General features: G+C 73.0%; 11 protein-coding genes and 2 tRNA genes. 4 read left to right on the top strand and 9 right to left on the bottom strand.

From position 1 onward, the window contains the following. Nucleotides 1-16: 16 nt before the first annotated feature. The 4 genes from ACIG5E_RS08820 to ACIG5E_RS08805 all read right to left on the bottom strand — a co-directional run bounded on the left by ACIG5E_RS08820 (nucleotide 17) and on the right by ACIG5E_RS08805 (nucleotide 5684). The gene (locus ACIG5E_RS08820) at nucleotides 17-1990 is read right to left on the bottom strand and encodes a tetratricopeptide repeat protein (protein WP_396532487.1); all 1974 of its coding nucleotides are present in this window, start codon (nucleotides 1988-1990) and stop codon (nucleotides 17-19) included. 368 nt (nucleotides 1991-2358) lie between these two features. Continuing rightward, a tRNA-Met gene (locus tag ACIG5E_RS08815) sits at nucleotides 2359-2432 on the bottom strand. A 109-nt stretch (nucleotides 2433-2541) separates the two neighbouring features. Continuing rightward, nucleotides 2542-2615 (bottom strand) — tRNA-Met (locus ACIG5E_RS08810). Between the two features lie 66 nt (nucleotides 2616-2681). Further along, complete coding sequence (locus tag ACIG5E_RS08805) at nucleotides 2682-5684, bottom strand: UPF0182 family protein (RefSeq protein ID WP_396532486.1); 3003 nt, start codon at nucleotides 5682-5684, stop codon at nucleotides 2682-2684. A 190-nt stretch (nucleotides 5685-5874) separates the two neighbouring features. On the opposite strand from ACIG5E_RS08805, the gene ACIG5E_RS08800 reads away from it, so the two are divergent. Next, on the top strand, nucleotides 5875-6447 hold the full coding sequence (locus ACIG5E_RS08800) for a PPA1309 family protein (RefSeq protein WP_396532485.1): 573 nt from the start codon (nucleotides 5875-5877) through the stop codon (nucleotides 6445-6447). A 6-nt stretch (nucleotides 6448-6453) separates the two neighbouring features. Here ACIG5E_RS08800 and ACIG5E_RS08795 read toward each other — a convergent pair whose 3' ends face one another. The 4 genes from ACIG5E_RS08795 to ACIG5E_RS08780 all read right to left on the bottom strand — a co-directional run bounded on the left by ACIG5E_RS08795 (nucleotide 6454) and on the right by ACIG5E_RS08780 (nucleotide 9791). Then, nucleotides 6454-7566, bottom strand: coding sequence for a PDZ domain-containing protein (locus tag ACIG5E_RS08795; protein ID WP_396532484.1), 1113 nt, complete (start codon nucleotides 7564-7566; stop codon nucleotides 6454-6456). Nucleotides 7567-7608: 42 nt separating this feature from the next. Next, nucleotides 7609-7782: a hypothetical protein gene (locus ACIG5E_RS08790; protein WP_396532483.1), complete on the bottom strand. Its 174-nt coding sequence runs from the start codon at nucleotides 7780-7782 to the stop codon at nucleotides 7609-7611. 295 nt (nucleotides 7783-8077) lie between these two features. Then, nucleotides 8078-8518 carry a molybdenum cofactor biosynthesis protein MoaE gene (locus tag ACIG5E_RS08785; RefSeq protein WP_396532482.1) on the bottom strand — a complete coding sequence of 147 codons (441 nt, stop codon included), beginning with the start codon at nucleotides 8516-8518 and terminating at the stop codon, nucleotides 8078-8080. A gap of 124 nt (nucleotides 8519-8642) precedes the next feature. Continuing rightward, nucleotides 8643-9791 (bottom strand): NAD-dependent epimerase/dehydratase family protein, encoded by a 1149-nt coding sequence (locus tag ACIG5E_RS08780; protein WP_396532481.1) that lies wholly within the window; start codon nucleotides 9789-9791, stop codon nucleotides 8643-8645. 199 nt (nucleotides 9792-9990) lie between these two features. On the opposite strand from ACIG5E_RS08780, the gene ACIG5E_RS08775 reads away from it, so the two are divergent. Both ACIG5E_RS08775 and ACIG5E_RS08770 read left to right on the top strand, forming a co-directional pair. After that, the gene (locus tag ACIG5E_RS08775) at nucleotides 9991-11523 is read left to right on the top strand and encodes a zinc-dependent metalloprotease (protein ID WP_396532480.1); all 1533 of its coding nucleotides are present in this window, start codon (nucleotides 9991-9993) and stop codon (nucleotides 11521-11523) included. Next, nucleotides 11520-12107: an NUDIX hydrolase gene (locus tag ACIG5E_RS08770; protein WP_396532479.1), complete on the top strand. Its 588-nt coding sequence runs from the start codon at nucleotides 11520-11522 to the stop codon at nucleotides 12105-12107. The genes ACIG5E_RS08775 and ACIG5E_RS08770 overlap by 4 nt, the downstream gene beginning before the upstream one ends. 81 nt (nucleotides 12108-12188) lie before the next feature. Here ACIG5E_RS08770 and ACIG5E_RS08765 read toward each other — a convergent pair whose 3' ends face one another. Beyond that, a complete protein-coding gene (locus ACIG5E_RS08765) occupies nucleotides 12189-12875 on the bottom strand; it encodes a M48 family metallopeptidase (protein ID WP_396532478.1) in 687 nt (228 codons plus the stop codon). 324 nt (nucleotides 12876-13199) lie between these two features. Between ACIG5E_RS08765 and ACIG5E_RS08760 the strand changes: the two genes are divergently transcribed. Next, nucleotides 13200-14288, top strand: a complete 1089-nt coding sequence (locus ACIG5E_RS08760) for a TOMM precursor leader peptide-binding protein (protein ID WP_396532477.1) — start codon at nucleotides 13200-13202, stop codon at nucleotides 14286-14288. The last annotated feature ends 108 nt before the right edge of the window (nucleotides 14289-14396 follow it).

The following is a 14396-nucleotide window of genomic DNA, read 5'->3' as shown; positions in this document are numbered from 1 at the left end:
CCCCGCCGGGGTACGGCTACGCGCTCAGCTCCGCGTGCAGCGCGCCCAGCAGCCGCCCGGCCCGCTCCGCGACCTCGGCCGGTCCGTAGTCGATCGCCCGCCGGCACCAGTTCTCGGCCTGCACCGGCTCGCCCCGGCGCAGCGCCAGCAGCGCCAGGCGCAGCGCCGCCCGCCCGTGCCCGGCGTCGGCGGCCCGGGCGTACCAGAGCATCGCCTCCGCCTCGCTGTCCTGCCGGGCCAGCAGCAGCCCCAGGTTGAACGCGGCGCTGCGGCTGCCCGCCTCGGCGGCCCTCCGGTACCAGCTCTCGGCGATCTCCAGCGCCCCGCGCTCGGCCGCCCGCACGCCCATCCGCACCTGCGCCCGCCGGTGCCCGGCGTCGGCCGCCAGCGCGTACCAGTGCTCGGCCTCCGCGTCCGCGTCCCCGCGCCGGTCCAGCACCGAGGCCAGCCGGAACGCGCCCTCCGCCGAACCGCCCGCCGCCGCCTGGCGGTAGCGCTCCAGGGCGCCCGCCAGGTTGCCGCGCTGCTCCTGGGCGACGGCCAGCTGCAGCGCCGCCTCGCCGTGGCCCTCGGCGGCGGCCCGCGCGTACCACTCCTGGGCCTGCCGCGCCTCGCCGCGCCCGGCGTGCAGCACGCCCAGGTTGAAGGCGCCGTCCACGCTTCCGGCCTCGGCGGCCTTGGAGAACCACGGCTCCGCGCCGGACTCGTCGCCGCGCTGCAGCAGCACCACGGCCAGCGCGTTGCAGGCCTCCCGGTGCCCGGCGTACGCGGCCCGGCGGTACCACTGCTCGGCCTGCTGGTCGCGGCCGGTTCCGGCACAGAGCAGGCCGAGGTTGAAGGCGCCGTTCTGGTCACCCGCGTCGAGGGCGGTGCGGTACCAGTGCTCGGCCTCCTTCGCCTCACCGCGGCTCGCGTGCAGGGCGCCGAGCGCGTTGGCGGCGTTGCCGTCGCCGGCCTCGGCGGCCTCCTGCCACCACTCGGCGGCGGCGGCGACCTCCCCGGAGTCGCGCAGCAGGAAGCCGAGCGCGCAGGCGGCGCGCGGCTCGCCGTTCTGCGCGGACTGGCGGTACCAGCGGGCCGCCTCCTCCAGCAGCGACTGGTCGGTGCGGGCGCGCTCCTCCAGCAGCACGCCCAGGCGCAGCGCGGCGCGGGCGTGGCTGCGGGCGGCCGCGGTGCGGTACCAGGCCTCGGCGGTCTCCTTGTCCCCGGCGGCCTCGCGCATCCGGGCCAGCCGGTAGGCGGCCTCCCGGTGCCCGGCGTCGGCGGAGACCTTGAACCAGCGCTCGGCCCGCACGTCGCGCCGGTGCTCCATCAGGTCGCCGAGCGCGTAGGCGCCCAGCGGGTGGCCGTGGTCGGCGGCGAAGTGCAGCCAGTACTCGGCGGCCTCCTCCTCGCCCTGGTCGCGCAGCTGGAGCCCGAGCGCGTGCGCGGCGGGGGCGCTGCCCGCCACCGCGGCCTGGTGCCACCACTGGGCGGCCTCGGCGCGGTGGCCCTGCTGGTGCAGCAGGACACCCAGGTTGTTGGCGGCGGCCCGCACCCCGGCGGCCGCGGCGGCGCGCAGGTAGGGCTCGGCGTCCTCCAGGTCGCCGCGGCGCAGCAGCAGGGTGCCGAGCCGGCCGGCGGCGTCCGCGTCGCCGCCGTCGGCGGCCTGCCGGTGCCGGGCCTCCAGGGCGGCGGACTCCCGGGCGGCCAGTGCGGTCTCGAAGCTGGTCGAGTCCAGCCCGGCCGGGTCCAGCGCGGCGCCGGAGGGCGGCTCCTCGCCCCCGGCCCCGTACGGGCCCACGGCGGCGGAGAACTGACGGGTGGACACGTGGACGAGGCTGTCGGGCCCGAAGCCGCCGGCCGCGGGACGCTCGGACAGTCCGCTGGTGCGCTGGGCGGGCAGGGCCCCGGGGCGGTTGTCGGGGCTCTCGGCGCTCTCCGCCCAGGCGTCGGTGTCCGCCTCGACTGCCGCACCGGACTTGGTGCCTGACTTGCCGATCAGCCTCATGACGACTCCCGCTCCCCCAGAGTGTCGCGGCATCGTGCCCCGGCCGACGGCCGGGGGGACTCCCAGGAGAGGCGCCGGACCCGACGGCCCATCAGCGGCCGTGCACCGTCCCCCGTGTGTCCCATCGTCGCATCACCCGCTACCCGCGTACACCTGCCCCGGCCGAATTCGAGCGGGGCAGCCCTGAAGCCGACGAAATTGCTTCGGCGCTTTGTCGATTTCCCGACACTTCCACCCCACAAACCCCAGTGCCGTCCCCGTTGGCGACGGTCGATAGTACCGGAGCGGTTCCCACCGCTTCCGGACGGAAACCCCGCACGAAACGACAGAGGCCTGGAGGAATGATCCTCCAGGCCTCTGACACTGAGTAGCGGGGACAGGATTTGAACCTGCGACCTCTGGGTTATGAGCCCAGCGAGCTACCGAGCTGCTCCACCCCGCGTCGGTGATCAAACAATAGCACGGAAACGCCGGCGGCCCGCACCGCGGCAGGGCTCCGCGGAAACCGCAGAGGCCCGGAGGAATGATCCTCCGGGCCTCTTGCTACTGAGTAGCGGGGACAGGATTTGAACCTGCGACCTCTGGGTTATGAGCCCAGCGAGCTACCGAGCTGCTCCACCCCGCGTCGGTGATAGAACCGTAGCACGGACACGGGGTGGAACCAAAAACGGTTACCGCAGCTCAGCGGGGACTACGGGTGCGGGCTGGGCGCCCCCGACCCGGTCGGCGCCGCCGTCGGGGCCGCCGTCGGGCTGCCGGCGCGGGCCGCGTCGGCCGCCTTCAGGGCGTCCCCGAGCGCCTTCTGAGCGTTGCCGTAGGCCACCCAGTCGCCGTTCTTGAACGCGGTCTGGCTGTCGTTGTACGCCTTCTCCGCGTCCGACAGCGCCTTCTGCAGCTCCGGCGAGATCGTCCCGCCCGGCGCCGGGGTGCCCGGTCCGGTCGGCGTGGGCGTCGGCGTCCCCGGAGAGGTCGGCGTCGTCCCGGTGCCCGGCGCCGTGCCGTTGCCCGGAGCCGTCCCGCCGCCCGGGCTGGACGGCGCCACCGGCGTGGCCGGCGGGGCCTGCCCGGCGAACAGCTTCTTCAGCGCGTCCTCCAGGGTGTTCTCGAACGCCACGTTGTCGTCCCCGTACACCGCCAGGACCTTCTGCAGCGTCGGGTACTTGGCACCGCGCCCGCGCACGTACACCGGCTCGACGTTCAGCAGACCGCCGCCGACCGGCAGGGTCAGCAGGTTGCCGTACTCCAGCTCGGTGTCGCCGCCGGTCTTCAGCGCGTAGATCTGCGAGGCCACCTCCTGGCGGGAGTTGAACTTCGACTGCACCAGGCCGGGGCCGGGGGCGCCGCTCTCGCCCGTCATCTTCAGAACGCGGATCTTCCCGTAGTCGTCGCCCGGATCCGCGTTGACGGACATGAAGGCCGCCAGGTTGGGCCGCTGGTTGGGCACGAAGGTGCTGGTCAGCGAGAAGCTCGCGGCGGCGGCGTCCGGCGTGCGCACCGTCACGTAGTACGGCGGCTGGACCTGCTTGGTGTCACTGGTCGGGTCCACCGGGACCTGCCAGATGTCACTGCCGTTGAAGAAGGAGTTGGCGTCGGTCACGTGGTACTGGCCGAGCAGGTCGCGCTGCACCTTGAACATGTCCTGCGGGTAGCGCAGGTGCGGCAGCAGCGCCGCCGGGATGTCCGCCTTCGGCTCGACCGTGCCCGGGAAGGCCTTCATCCAGGTCTTCAGCACCGGGTCCTTCTCGTCCCACTGGTAGAGCTTCACCTCGCCGGTGTAGGCGTCCACCGTGGCCTTGACCGAGTTGCGGATGTAGTTGACCTGGTTGGCGACGGTCAGCAGCTCACCGCGCTGGTTGGTCAGCGAGTCCTTGGTCGCGGCGCCCAGCGTCGTCTTCGACGAGAACGGGAAGCCGTCCGAGGTGGTGTAGCCGTCCACGACCCACACCACCCGGCCGTTCTGCACCACCGGGTACGGGTCGGCGTCGATCGACAGCCACGGCGCGACCTTCTCCACCCGCTCCTTCGGCGTCCGGTTGTAGATCACCTTGGCGCCGTCGGTGATCGCCCCCGCGTACAGGATCTGCGGCTCGGCGAAGCGCACCGCGTACGCGGCCCGGGTGATCGGGTTGTCCAGCGAGACACCGCTGTCACCGGTGTACGTGTACTCCACGTTCTGGCCGGTCTTGACGTCGGTGTAGTCGATCTCCTTGTTCGAGCCGCCGACGATCGAGTACGTCGTCGTCTTCTCGCCGTAGTAGATCCGCTGCTCGTAGTCGCCCAGCGAGCCGGTGGTCGGCAGGCCGGACTCGGTGAACACCGGGCCGCCCTTGTCGTCGACCTGGTTGCCCTTGGCCACCGCCGCGCCGTAGCCGTGGGTGTACTTGAAGTGGTCGTTGATCCAGTTGCGCTGCACCCCGTTGAGGTCCAGCTCGCGCAGGCCGATCACGGTGTCCTGCTTGTCCGCGCCGGTGCCGTAGCGGTCCACCGACAGCGTGCTCGGGAACGCGTAGTAGTTGCGCTGCTGCTCCAGCGACTGGAACGTCTGCGAGACGATGTTCGGGTCCAGCAGCCGCACGTCCGCGATGGTCTGCGCGTCCGGCTTCAGCGCGTCACCCGTGGTCGAACCCTGCGGGCTGTACGGGGTGGTCTGCGCGTCCGCGATCCCGTACGCCTGCCGCGTCGCGTCGATGTTCTTCTGGATGTACGGCGTCTCCTTGGCCTGCTCGTTCGGCTTGACCTGGAACTGCTGCACGATCGCCGGGTACAGGCCGCCGATCAGCACCGCCGACAGCACCATCAGCCCCAGCCCGATCAGGGCCGGCGCCCAGGTGCGGCGGATCGGCGTCAGGAAGAACAGCACCGCGCAGATGATCGCGACGAAGAACAGGATCGTCTTGGCCGGCAGGAAGGCGTTGGCGTCCACGTAGCGCAGGCCCGTCCAGCCCGAAACCCCCTTGTAGGAGCCGGTCTTCACCGCCAGCGCGTACCGGTCCAGCCAGTACGCCACCGCCTTCAGCAGCACGAACACGCCCAGCAGCACCGCCAGGTGCCCCTGCGCGCCCGCGCTCGCCCGACGGCCCGGACCCTGCAGCCGCAGCCCCCCGTACAGGTAGTGCACCAGCGCCGAGGTCAGCAGCGAGACGATCACCGCGCTGAACGCGAAGCCCAGCACGAACTCGTAGAACGGCAGGTCGAAGGCGTAGAACGAGACGTCCATGCCGAACTGGGCGTCCTTCTCACCGAAGGACGTCGCGTTCGTCCACATCAGCCAGGTCCGCCACTGGCCCGACGCCGCGGCTCCCGCCACCAGGCCGATCACCAGCGAGACGCCGATCAGCGCCCAGCGCTTGAACGGCGCCAGCCCCGCCCGGTACCGGTCCAGGCTCTGCTGCTCCACCGACATCGCCGACAGCGGCGGCCGCAGCCGGTGCGCCAGCCAGACGTTGAAGCCGACGATCACCGCCATCAGCAGGCCGAACACCGCGAACAACCCGATCTTCGTCCACAGCTGGGTGGTGAACACCGAGGAGTAGTGGACCGACCTGAACCACAGCCAGTCCGTCCAGAACCCGGCGAACATGACGAACAGCAGGAACAGCACCGCGAGCACGCCCAGGGTCAGCAGGGCCACCCGCGCCCGCCGGGAGGGCGGGCCCACCCTCCGCCGGAAACCCGGCCCTGAGCGTTCCGGCATCTGGAATACCACGGTGGCACCTCAGCTGTGTCGTCTGGGAATCGGTCGGTCGTCAGAGAAACTTAACCAGGCTTTGGTCGAGTTCCCACCGTTAGCAGACGGTTACGACGCCGCCCCGCACGACCCCCGCCGCGCCGTCCCGCCGGCTGCTCCGGCGAGCGCCCACCGCCAGGCGTGTGAGGATTGAGTCATGTCCGACGCGTCTGATCTGAACAACTCCCCCGACGACGTCTCCAAGCTCCCCGCCGCCACCCCGCTCACCCGGGCCGCGCTGGAGATCGACGAGTACGCCGCCACCCTCGGCTGGGACCTCCCGGCCCGACTGTTCGCCCTGGTGGACAGCGCCGCCCTGCGCAAGGCCGACCCCCGGGTCGCCAAGCAGCTCGGCCTCGCCGAGGGCGACGAGCCCGGCCTCACCCCGGTCGAGCAGGACGAGCTCCCGGCCGGCATGGAGCTCGACAAGTTCCTCGGCACCATCGCCTGGCCCGACGCGGTGGCCGGCTGCGCCCTGGTGGTCGAGCGGCTGATGCTGCCGCCGGGCGCCGAGCAGTCCCGCCCGCGCGGTGCCTCCGACGCCCAGCTCGCCGAGTGGGTGGCCAACCACCCCAAGCGCGAGGAGGTGCGGATCACCGCCGCCGTGCTGCGCGACGGCCGGAAGGAGATCGCCCTGCGGCTGCGCTCCAAGGACGTCGCCCGCGAGGTGCTGACCGGCCCGGACCTGGTGCCCGGCCTGACCGACGCGCTGCTGGCGACCTTCTCCTAGAACCCGCTACCTGGGGCAGGACGGCAGCGCGGAGGTCTGCCCGGAGCGGATCTGCTCCAGCGACTTCAGCGCGCCGTCCAGGGTGTCCGTCTTGATCAGGGTCAGCCCGGACGGCACGTTCTTGGTGGCCTCAGCGCAGTTCGAGGCCGGGGTGAAGAAGTACTCGGCCCCGGCGTCCCGGGCGGCGATCAGCTTCATCGATATCCCGCCGATCGGGCCGACCTTGCCGTCGTCGTCGATGGTGCCGGTGCCGGCCACGAACTTGCCGCCGGTGAGGTCGCCGCCGGGGGTGAGCTTGTCGACGATGCCGAGCGAGAACATCAGCCCGGCGCTGGGGCCGCCGACGTCCTGCAGCCCGATGTCGATCTGGAACGGGTAGGTGTGCCGGATCCCGGTGCCGATGCCGACCACCGCGAGCTCGGCCCGCTCGGCCGGGGCCTTCGGGTCGAGGTCCTTGGCCCGCACGGTCGGGACGGTGACGTCGGTCTTCGTGCCCGGGGTGGCAGAGCCGTTGCCGGAGGTGTCCTTGGCCCGCGGCACCACGGTGAAGACCACCGACTCGCCGGGCTTGTGCTTGGTGACGGCGGCGACCACCTGGTCGACCGAGTCGACGGCCGCGCCGTCCACCGCGACGATCTGGTCCCCCGCGTGCAGCCGGCCCTCGGCCGGGGCTCCCGCGGTGACCGACTTGACGATCAGTTCGTCGCCGACCGGGACGCCCAGCTCCTTGAGCGCGGCGGTGCGGGCGCTGTCCTCGGAGGAGGCGAACTCCTCGGCGTTCTGCTTCTTGGCGTCCGCGTCCGATTGGCCCTTGGGGTAGACGTTGTCGTGCGGCACCACCAGCACGTCGTCGCGCATCCAGCCGATCACCGCGTTGACCAGGCTGGGCTCGTACTTCGCCCCGGTGACCTGCACGGTGGTCATGTTGAGGTGCCCGGAGGTCTTGTACGAGTCGTGGCCGGTGATGGTGATCACCGGCTTGCCCCCCTGGTCGCCGAGCGTGTTGTACGTCGGGCCCGGGCTCATCTCCGTGTACGGCACCTTCATCAGCACCGAGACGCAGAGCAGCGCTATGAGCAGCAGGGTGGCAGCGAGCATCGTCGCGGAGCGGCGTGGCATGCCTCGACAGTACGGGACGCGGATGACGCGGCGCCCGCCGGGCTACCGGCCGGAGCGCTCCCTGGGGGCGGCGGTGCCGGCGGTGGTGCGTTCCATCGCGGCCATGAAGCGCCGGTGCTCGGCGAGGGAGGCCGGGTCCCCCGTCGCCTTCGGGGCCCGCTGGGCCCAGCCCGCCCAGGCGGCGGCGACCAGGACGGCGACAACCGGAATGATCAACCAGGCGAGCGCACCCATATCAGTACTCCCAGCTCGTCGTTGTCTATGAGCAGATTAACCACTCCGGCGGACAACGCGGCCAGCGCCGTCCGGGTTACGGGACGGCCGATCGGCTCACTTCCAGGGAGTATCCGGCCTACCAGGCCGGACCCGTTCGGGTGAGGCCTCGGCGCGCCTGACCCGAGGGACGCGCTCCGTGTGCGGCCGGTTCCGGCGCACCCGGCCGGGACCGGCGCCCGGAGGCGGTGAAGGGTGCGAGTTGGCAGGGTGCGGGGTGCGGGGTGGCGGGGTGTGGTCAGCAGCCGCCGGCGCCGACCCACTCCTCCTCGCCGTCGGCGAAGACCTGGTGCTTCCAGATCGGCACCTCGTGCTTGAGGTCGTCGATCAGCCGGCGGGCGGCCGCGAAGGCCTCGCCGCGATGGGCGCAGGAGACGGCGACGATCACGGCCTTGTCGGTGATCTCCAGCCGGCCCACCCGGTGCACCGCGGCGAGCGCCTTGACCGGGAAGTCGGCGACGACCTTCTCGGCGATCCGGCGCATCTCCTGCTCGGCGGTGGGATGGCAGCTGTACTCCAGCGCGGAGACCGACTTGCCGCCGTCGTGGTCCCGGACCGTCCCGACGAAGACGGTGGTGCCGCCGGCCGCGTCGTCGCCGACCGCCTCGTACACCTCGTCCAGGGAGAGCGGGGTGTCGCGGATGGCGAGCAGGCGGATGGGGTCGTGGTTCTCGGACATGACCCCATGATTCCTCATCCGGGGTCGACCACGACAAGGGGCTTCCGCATCACGATTACGAAATTTCGCATCGTGAGAATCGCTTGCCGCCCGTTCAGTACCCGCCCGCTCGGAGATCCCCGGATCAGAAACGGCGCCGCTTGCGGGCCCGGCGCACCAGCGCCGCCGTACCGACCAGCGCCACCGTCGCCCCGGCCGCCCCCAGACTGGTCGCGGCCTCCTTGCCGCCCAGCCGGCGCCCCGCCACCGCGTGCTTGCCGGACACCTGCGCCAGCAGCTCCGCCAGCACCTGCTCGTTGGTGAACTCCGGCCGCCAGCCCGCCTCGTGCAGCCGGCTGCCGGACACCACCCACGGGTACATCGTGTACGCCAGGTCCCCCGCCGGGGCCGGGGTCAGACCCAGCCGGTGCAGCCGGGCCGCCGTCCCGAGCGCCAGCGCGGCCGGCAGCTCCATCCGCCGGATCCCCGACAGCCGCTCCACGTCCTCCTGCTCCAGCCAGCCGTCGCAGCCGACCGTCACCTCGCCCTCGACCAGGCCCAGCGCCGCGTACTCCAGCGCCGCCGCCAGGTCGTCCACGTGGCAGAACTGCCAGCACGGGCGGGAACCGGCCACCACCAGCAGCCGGGGCGCCTCGAAGTGCCGGGTCAGCACGGTGTCCACCCCCGGGCCCACCACCACCGCCGGGCGCAGCACCGTCACCTGCAGCCCCGGGTGGGCGCGCGGCGCCCGCCGGGCCAGGCGCTCGATCTCCAGCAGGTCCCCGACCAGAGAGGCCTCGTCGGTCGCCCGCAGCTCGGAGTCCTCGGCCAGCGGCACCTCGTTGTCGGCCAGCGCGCCGTAGACCATCGCGGAGGTGCACAGCACCACCCGGTGCACCCCGGCGGCCGCGGCCGCGGTCAGCACCGTCTGGGCGCCGCGCACGTTGTAGGCGCTGCGGGCCCGCGGGTCGGACTCCATGCCGAAGTCCATCGCCAGGTGCACCACCACGTCGACCCCGGCCAGCCGCTCGGCCACCGCCGGATCCCGCACGTCCAGCACCCGCCACTGCACGCCCGCGACCTCACCGCGCCGGTCGTCCACCGCCAGCACCCTGCGCACGTGCGGCGAGGCCACCAGCCGGGCGGCGACCCGCTCGCCCAGCACTCCCGCGGCGCCGGTCACGGCCACGGTCAGCGGCCGCCCGCCGTAGGCTGGAGGCGGCGACACCGTGGTGTCCGGGTCGTCCTCTCCTGCGGTCAGCCCAGAGCGAACGTCCGAAGGCGGGGAACTCACCGGCCATCCTCCACGGTTAGCTTATGTGCGTACGGACGTGTGTCACGTACGTCCCATCCTGCCCGAGGCGAAGGCCCGGCGGTGCACCCGGCGCGGGCTTGCGCGCGGGAGCCGCCCACGAGTCCCCCGCTCCACCGGACCCCCGGGCGGCAGCACTTCCCGCCACACCCGTATGACGGCCGACCGGATCGAGGACCCCGTGAGCGACCTTCCCTTCGGATTCGGCGTTCCGCCCGAGGAGCCCGAGGACGGCAAGGCCAAGCCCGACGACGCGCAGAAGAAGGAGCAGGGCCAGGAAGGCACCGGCGGCCCCCAGCCGTTCGGCTTCGGAGCCGGCAACCCCTTCGGCGCGATGTTCGGCATGCCCGGCGCCCCGGGCGGCCCCGGCGGCGGCGGAGCCGACAACCCGTTCGCCGCGATGTTCGGCGGTCTGAACCCCGGTGACCTCGGCGCCGCCTTCCAGCAGCTCGGGCAGATGCTCTCCTTCGAGGGCGGCCCGGTGAACTGGGAGCTCGCCCAGAACATCGCCCGGCAGACCGTCGTCGCCGAACCCGCCGAGGGCAAGAGCAAGGACCGCTCGGTCGGCGCCGCCGAGCGCGCCGCCGTCGAGGAGGCCGTCCGCCTGGCCGACCTGTGGCTCGACGGAGTCACCGAGTTCCCCTCCGGCGCCGGCACCGCCGTCGCCTGGAGCCGCGCCGAGTGGATCGAGGCGACCCTCCCGGTCTGGAAGGACCTCGTCGACCCGGTCGCCGAGCGCGTCGGCACCGCCATGGGCGGCGTCCTGCCCGAGGAGATGCAGGCCATGGCCGGCCCGCTGATGGGCATGATGCGCTCCATGGGCGGCGCCATGTTCGGCACCCAGATCGGCCAGGCGCTCGGCGCCCTGGCCGGCGAGGTCGTCGGCTCCACCGACGTCGGCCTGCCGCTCGCCCCGGCCGGCAAGGCCGCCCTGCTGCCGCAGAACGTCGCCGAGTTCGGCGAGGGCCTGAACGTGCCCGCCGAGGAGGTCCGGCTCTACCTCGCCCTGCGCGAGGCCGCCCACCAGCGGCTCTTCGCCCACGTGCCGTGGCTGCGGGCCCACCTGCTGGGCGCCGTCGAGGCCTACGCCCGCGGCATCAAGGTCGACACCTCCCGCATGGAGGAGCTCGTCGGCCAGCTCGACCCGAGCAACCCCGAGGCCCTCCAGGAGGCGCTGGCCGGCGGCCTGCTCCAGCCTGAGGACACCCCCGAGCAGAAGGCCGCGCTCGCCCGCCTGGAGACCGCGCTCGCGTTGGTCGAGGGCTGGGTCGACGCCGTCGTCCACGCCGCCGCCGAACCCCACCTGCCGCAGGCCGGCGCGCTGCGCGAGACCGTCCGCCGCCGCCGCGCCGCCGGCGGCCCCGCCGAGCAGACCTTCGCCACCCTGGTCGGCCTGGAGCTGCGCCCGCGCCGGCTGCGCGACGCCGCCCGGCTGTGGGCACTGCTCGCCGACGCCCGCGGCGTCGAGGGCCGCGACGCCCTCTGGGAGCACCCCGACATGCTGCCCACCGCTGCCGACCTGGACGACCCGGACGCCTTCGTGCACCGCGGCAGCGGCGACCTGGAGGGCGGGTTCGACTTCGACGCCCTCGACAAGCTGCTCGGCGAGGCCGCTGCCGGCAAGCCCGACCTCACCAAGGACGACCGGGCCAAGGGCGACTCGCCGACGACCGACGAGGACGGCACCGACGGAAAGGGCGAGCCCACCGCATGACGGCCACCGGGACGGGCACGTCCACCCTGCACGCGGACGCCGTCCGCACCCTGACCGACTGGCGGCCCGCCGACCAGGACCAGGAACAGCTGCGGCTCGACTACCTCGCGCACCTCGCCGAGCAGCCCGAGGGCGTGTACCGGTCCTGCCTGCCCGCCCACCTCACGGCGAGCGCGGCGGTCATCGACCCGGCCGCGGGGCGGGTGCTGCTCACCCTGCACCCCAAGGTGGGCATCTGGCTGCAGATGGGCGGGCACTGCGAGCCCGGCGACGCCGACCTCGCCTCCGCCGCGCTGCGCGAGGCCGTCGAGGAGTCCGGCATCCCCGACCTCACCCTGCTGCGGGAGAACGGCGCACCCGTCCCCGCCAAGCTGGACCGCCATCAGGTCCGCTGCACCGGCAAGGACCGGCCGGAGAACACCCACCTGGACGTCCAGTACATCGCGCTGGCCCCCGCCGGGGCGCAGGCGCTGATCAGCGAGGAGTCGCTGGATCTGCGCTGGTTCGACTACGACCGGCTGCCGGAGCTCACCGACCACTCGGTGCGCGACCTGGTCGCCCGGGCACGGCGGCTGACCGCCTGACCGCCTGAGGTGCGACGCACCTAGGGGGCGCGGGCCTTATCGGCCCGCGCCCCCTTTTCGGTCACTCTTCATCAAGCCGCCTCAACCACAGGAGGCCGCCGGATCCGGCCCCGGCGCACCGTGCCGGGCACCCGGAATGTGCGGGAGCCGGGCGGCGGACACCACGCCCTCCAGATAGCCGCGGGCCCGCTCCGTCCGCGGATAGGCCTCCAACAGCGCCCAGAACGCCGGGCCGTGGTCCGGCACCAGCAGGTGCGCCAGCTCGTGCAGCAGCACGTAGTCCAGCACGTATTCCGGCATGCCCTGAAGCCGGTGGGACAGCCGGATCGTCCCCTCGCTGGGAGTGCACGAGCCCCAGCGCGAATTCTGGTTGGTCACCCAGCGGACCTGGACGGGCTGGGCACGACCGCCCAGGTAGGCCGTCGACAACTCCCTGGCCCGAGCCATCAGGGCATCGTCCCCGAGGATCCGCCGGCGCTCCTGGGCTGCGAGCTTCTCCAGCATCTGCGCGACCCAGCGCTGCTCCTCGGCGTGCGACATCCGGGCCGGAATCAGCACGACGGTGCGATCGCCCTCGCGGTAGGCGGAGACGGTGCGGCTGCGGCGGGCGCTGCGCCGCACCTCGACCCGGCTGCGGTCGTGCACCTCCGGGGGCACGACGTTCGACGGCGGGTGCTGCGGCCTCGCCTGCTGTTTCTCGTGCTGGTTCTCGCGTTGCTTCTCGCGCTGCTTTTCGTCCGGGCGCCCGCGCGTGCTCGGCGCCGCCATCTGCGACCCGGTCGCTGCACGGGCACGCCGACGCGACGCCGGTGGATGGGAGTCCCGCTCGGCTGCCATGGCACACGACGTTACCCGGTACAGCTGACAGAAGTCCGGTGCCGTGGCCGAAATCTTTCATGGAGCGATCGGGAACGAAAGGCCGACAGGGGGTGTCCGGAAACCGACGCCGGGGAGGATGGGCAGTTATCCACAGGGTCTGCAAACAGATGGTGTGATCATGCCCACGGGCCTGTGGATAACTTTCTGCACGCAGTCGGCGCGATGGGGCATGCTGCGGTCAGCCGTCCGGAAACGATCGGAAGGGAGATCGTCGTGCGCCTCGTGTTGAAGCCCGCTCTGTCCCGCAGCTGGCGGGACTCCGAGACCCTGCAGTTCGGCACCGTCACCCGGTACGCCGGAGTGCTCGGCAACGCCGACAAGACGCTGTGCGAGTTCCTCGAACTGGTCGACGGGACGCGCGACCGACCCGAGCTGCTGTCCGCCGGCGAGCGGATCGGGCTCGGCCGGGAACCCACCGACACCCTGCTGAGCGAGCTGGAGGAGACCGGGCTGCTGGACGACGCGGAAGCGACCGACCGGGCACTCTCCCGCTTCCCCCGGCCCCACCGGGACCTGCTCGGGCCCGACCTCGCCTCGCTGTCCCTGGTCCACTCCGGCCCGGGCGCCGCCCCGGCGGTCCTGGCCCGGCGGGCCGAGACCCGGATCGAGGTGCGCGGCGCGGGCCGGGTCGGCGCGGCCGTGGCGGCGGTGCTCGCCGCCGGCGGCACCGGCACCGTCACGGTGGCCGACAGCGGGCGGGTCCAGCACGGCGACTGCTCCCCCGCGGGACTGCCACCCACGGACGTCGGGCGGCTGCGCTCGACGGTCGCCCGGGAGACGGTGCAACGGGCCGCGGGCCGACCGCTGGTCCCGGTGCCACGGCGGAAATCCGACGACCCGCCACCCGACTTCGTGGTCCTCGCGCCCAGGGACGGCAGCGCCGCCTTCGCGGGCGGCACGTACGAGGCCCGGCTGCTGCTCCGGGCCGGGGTGCCCCACCTGTACGTGGGCGTGGTCGAGGAGTTCGGCATCATCGGGCCACTGGTGATCCCCGGAAGGTCGGCCTGCGGGCACTGCCTGGTGCTGCGGCGGGAGGACGAGGACGCGACCTGGCCGCGGGTCCTGGCCCAGCTGGCGGACAACGGCCCCGGCCGGGCCCGCACCCCGGCCTGCGACACCGCCCTGGCGACGGCCGTCGCTGGCCTCGCGGCACTGCACGTCCAGGTGTACCTGGATGGCGGTCGGCCGCCGAGCGTTGACGGCTGGTGCGAGATCTCGGCGGGCGACGGGATGCCCCGCCGCCTACGGCTACGAGGACACCCGGACTGCGGCTGCCTGTGGCAACCGCTGCCGCCGGGCTGAGGAGGAGGGAGGAGTAGGGAACGCACCGGGCACAGGCCCGGCGGCTGCGGGGCTCAGCAGCCGCCCGACCTGACGCCGGGGGCGACACGGGCGGAGCGCCCGGCCAGG

The sequence above is a fragment of the Kitasatospora sp. NPDC053057 genome (assembly GCF_044546945.1).
Taxonomy (GTDB): domain Bacteria; phylum Actinomycetota; class Actinomycetes; order Streptomycetales; family Streptomycetaceae; genus Kitasatospora.
The sequence above is the reverse complement of the archived record's forward strand: the minus strand, read 5'-3'. Positions and strand labels throughout refer to the sequence as shown.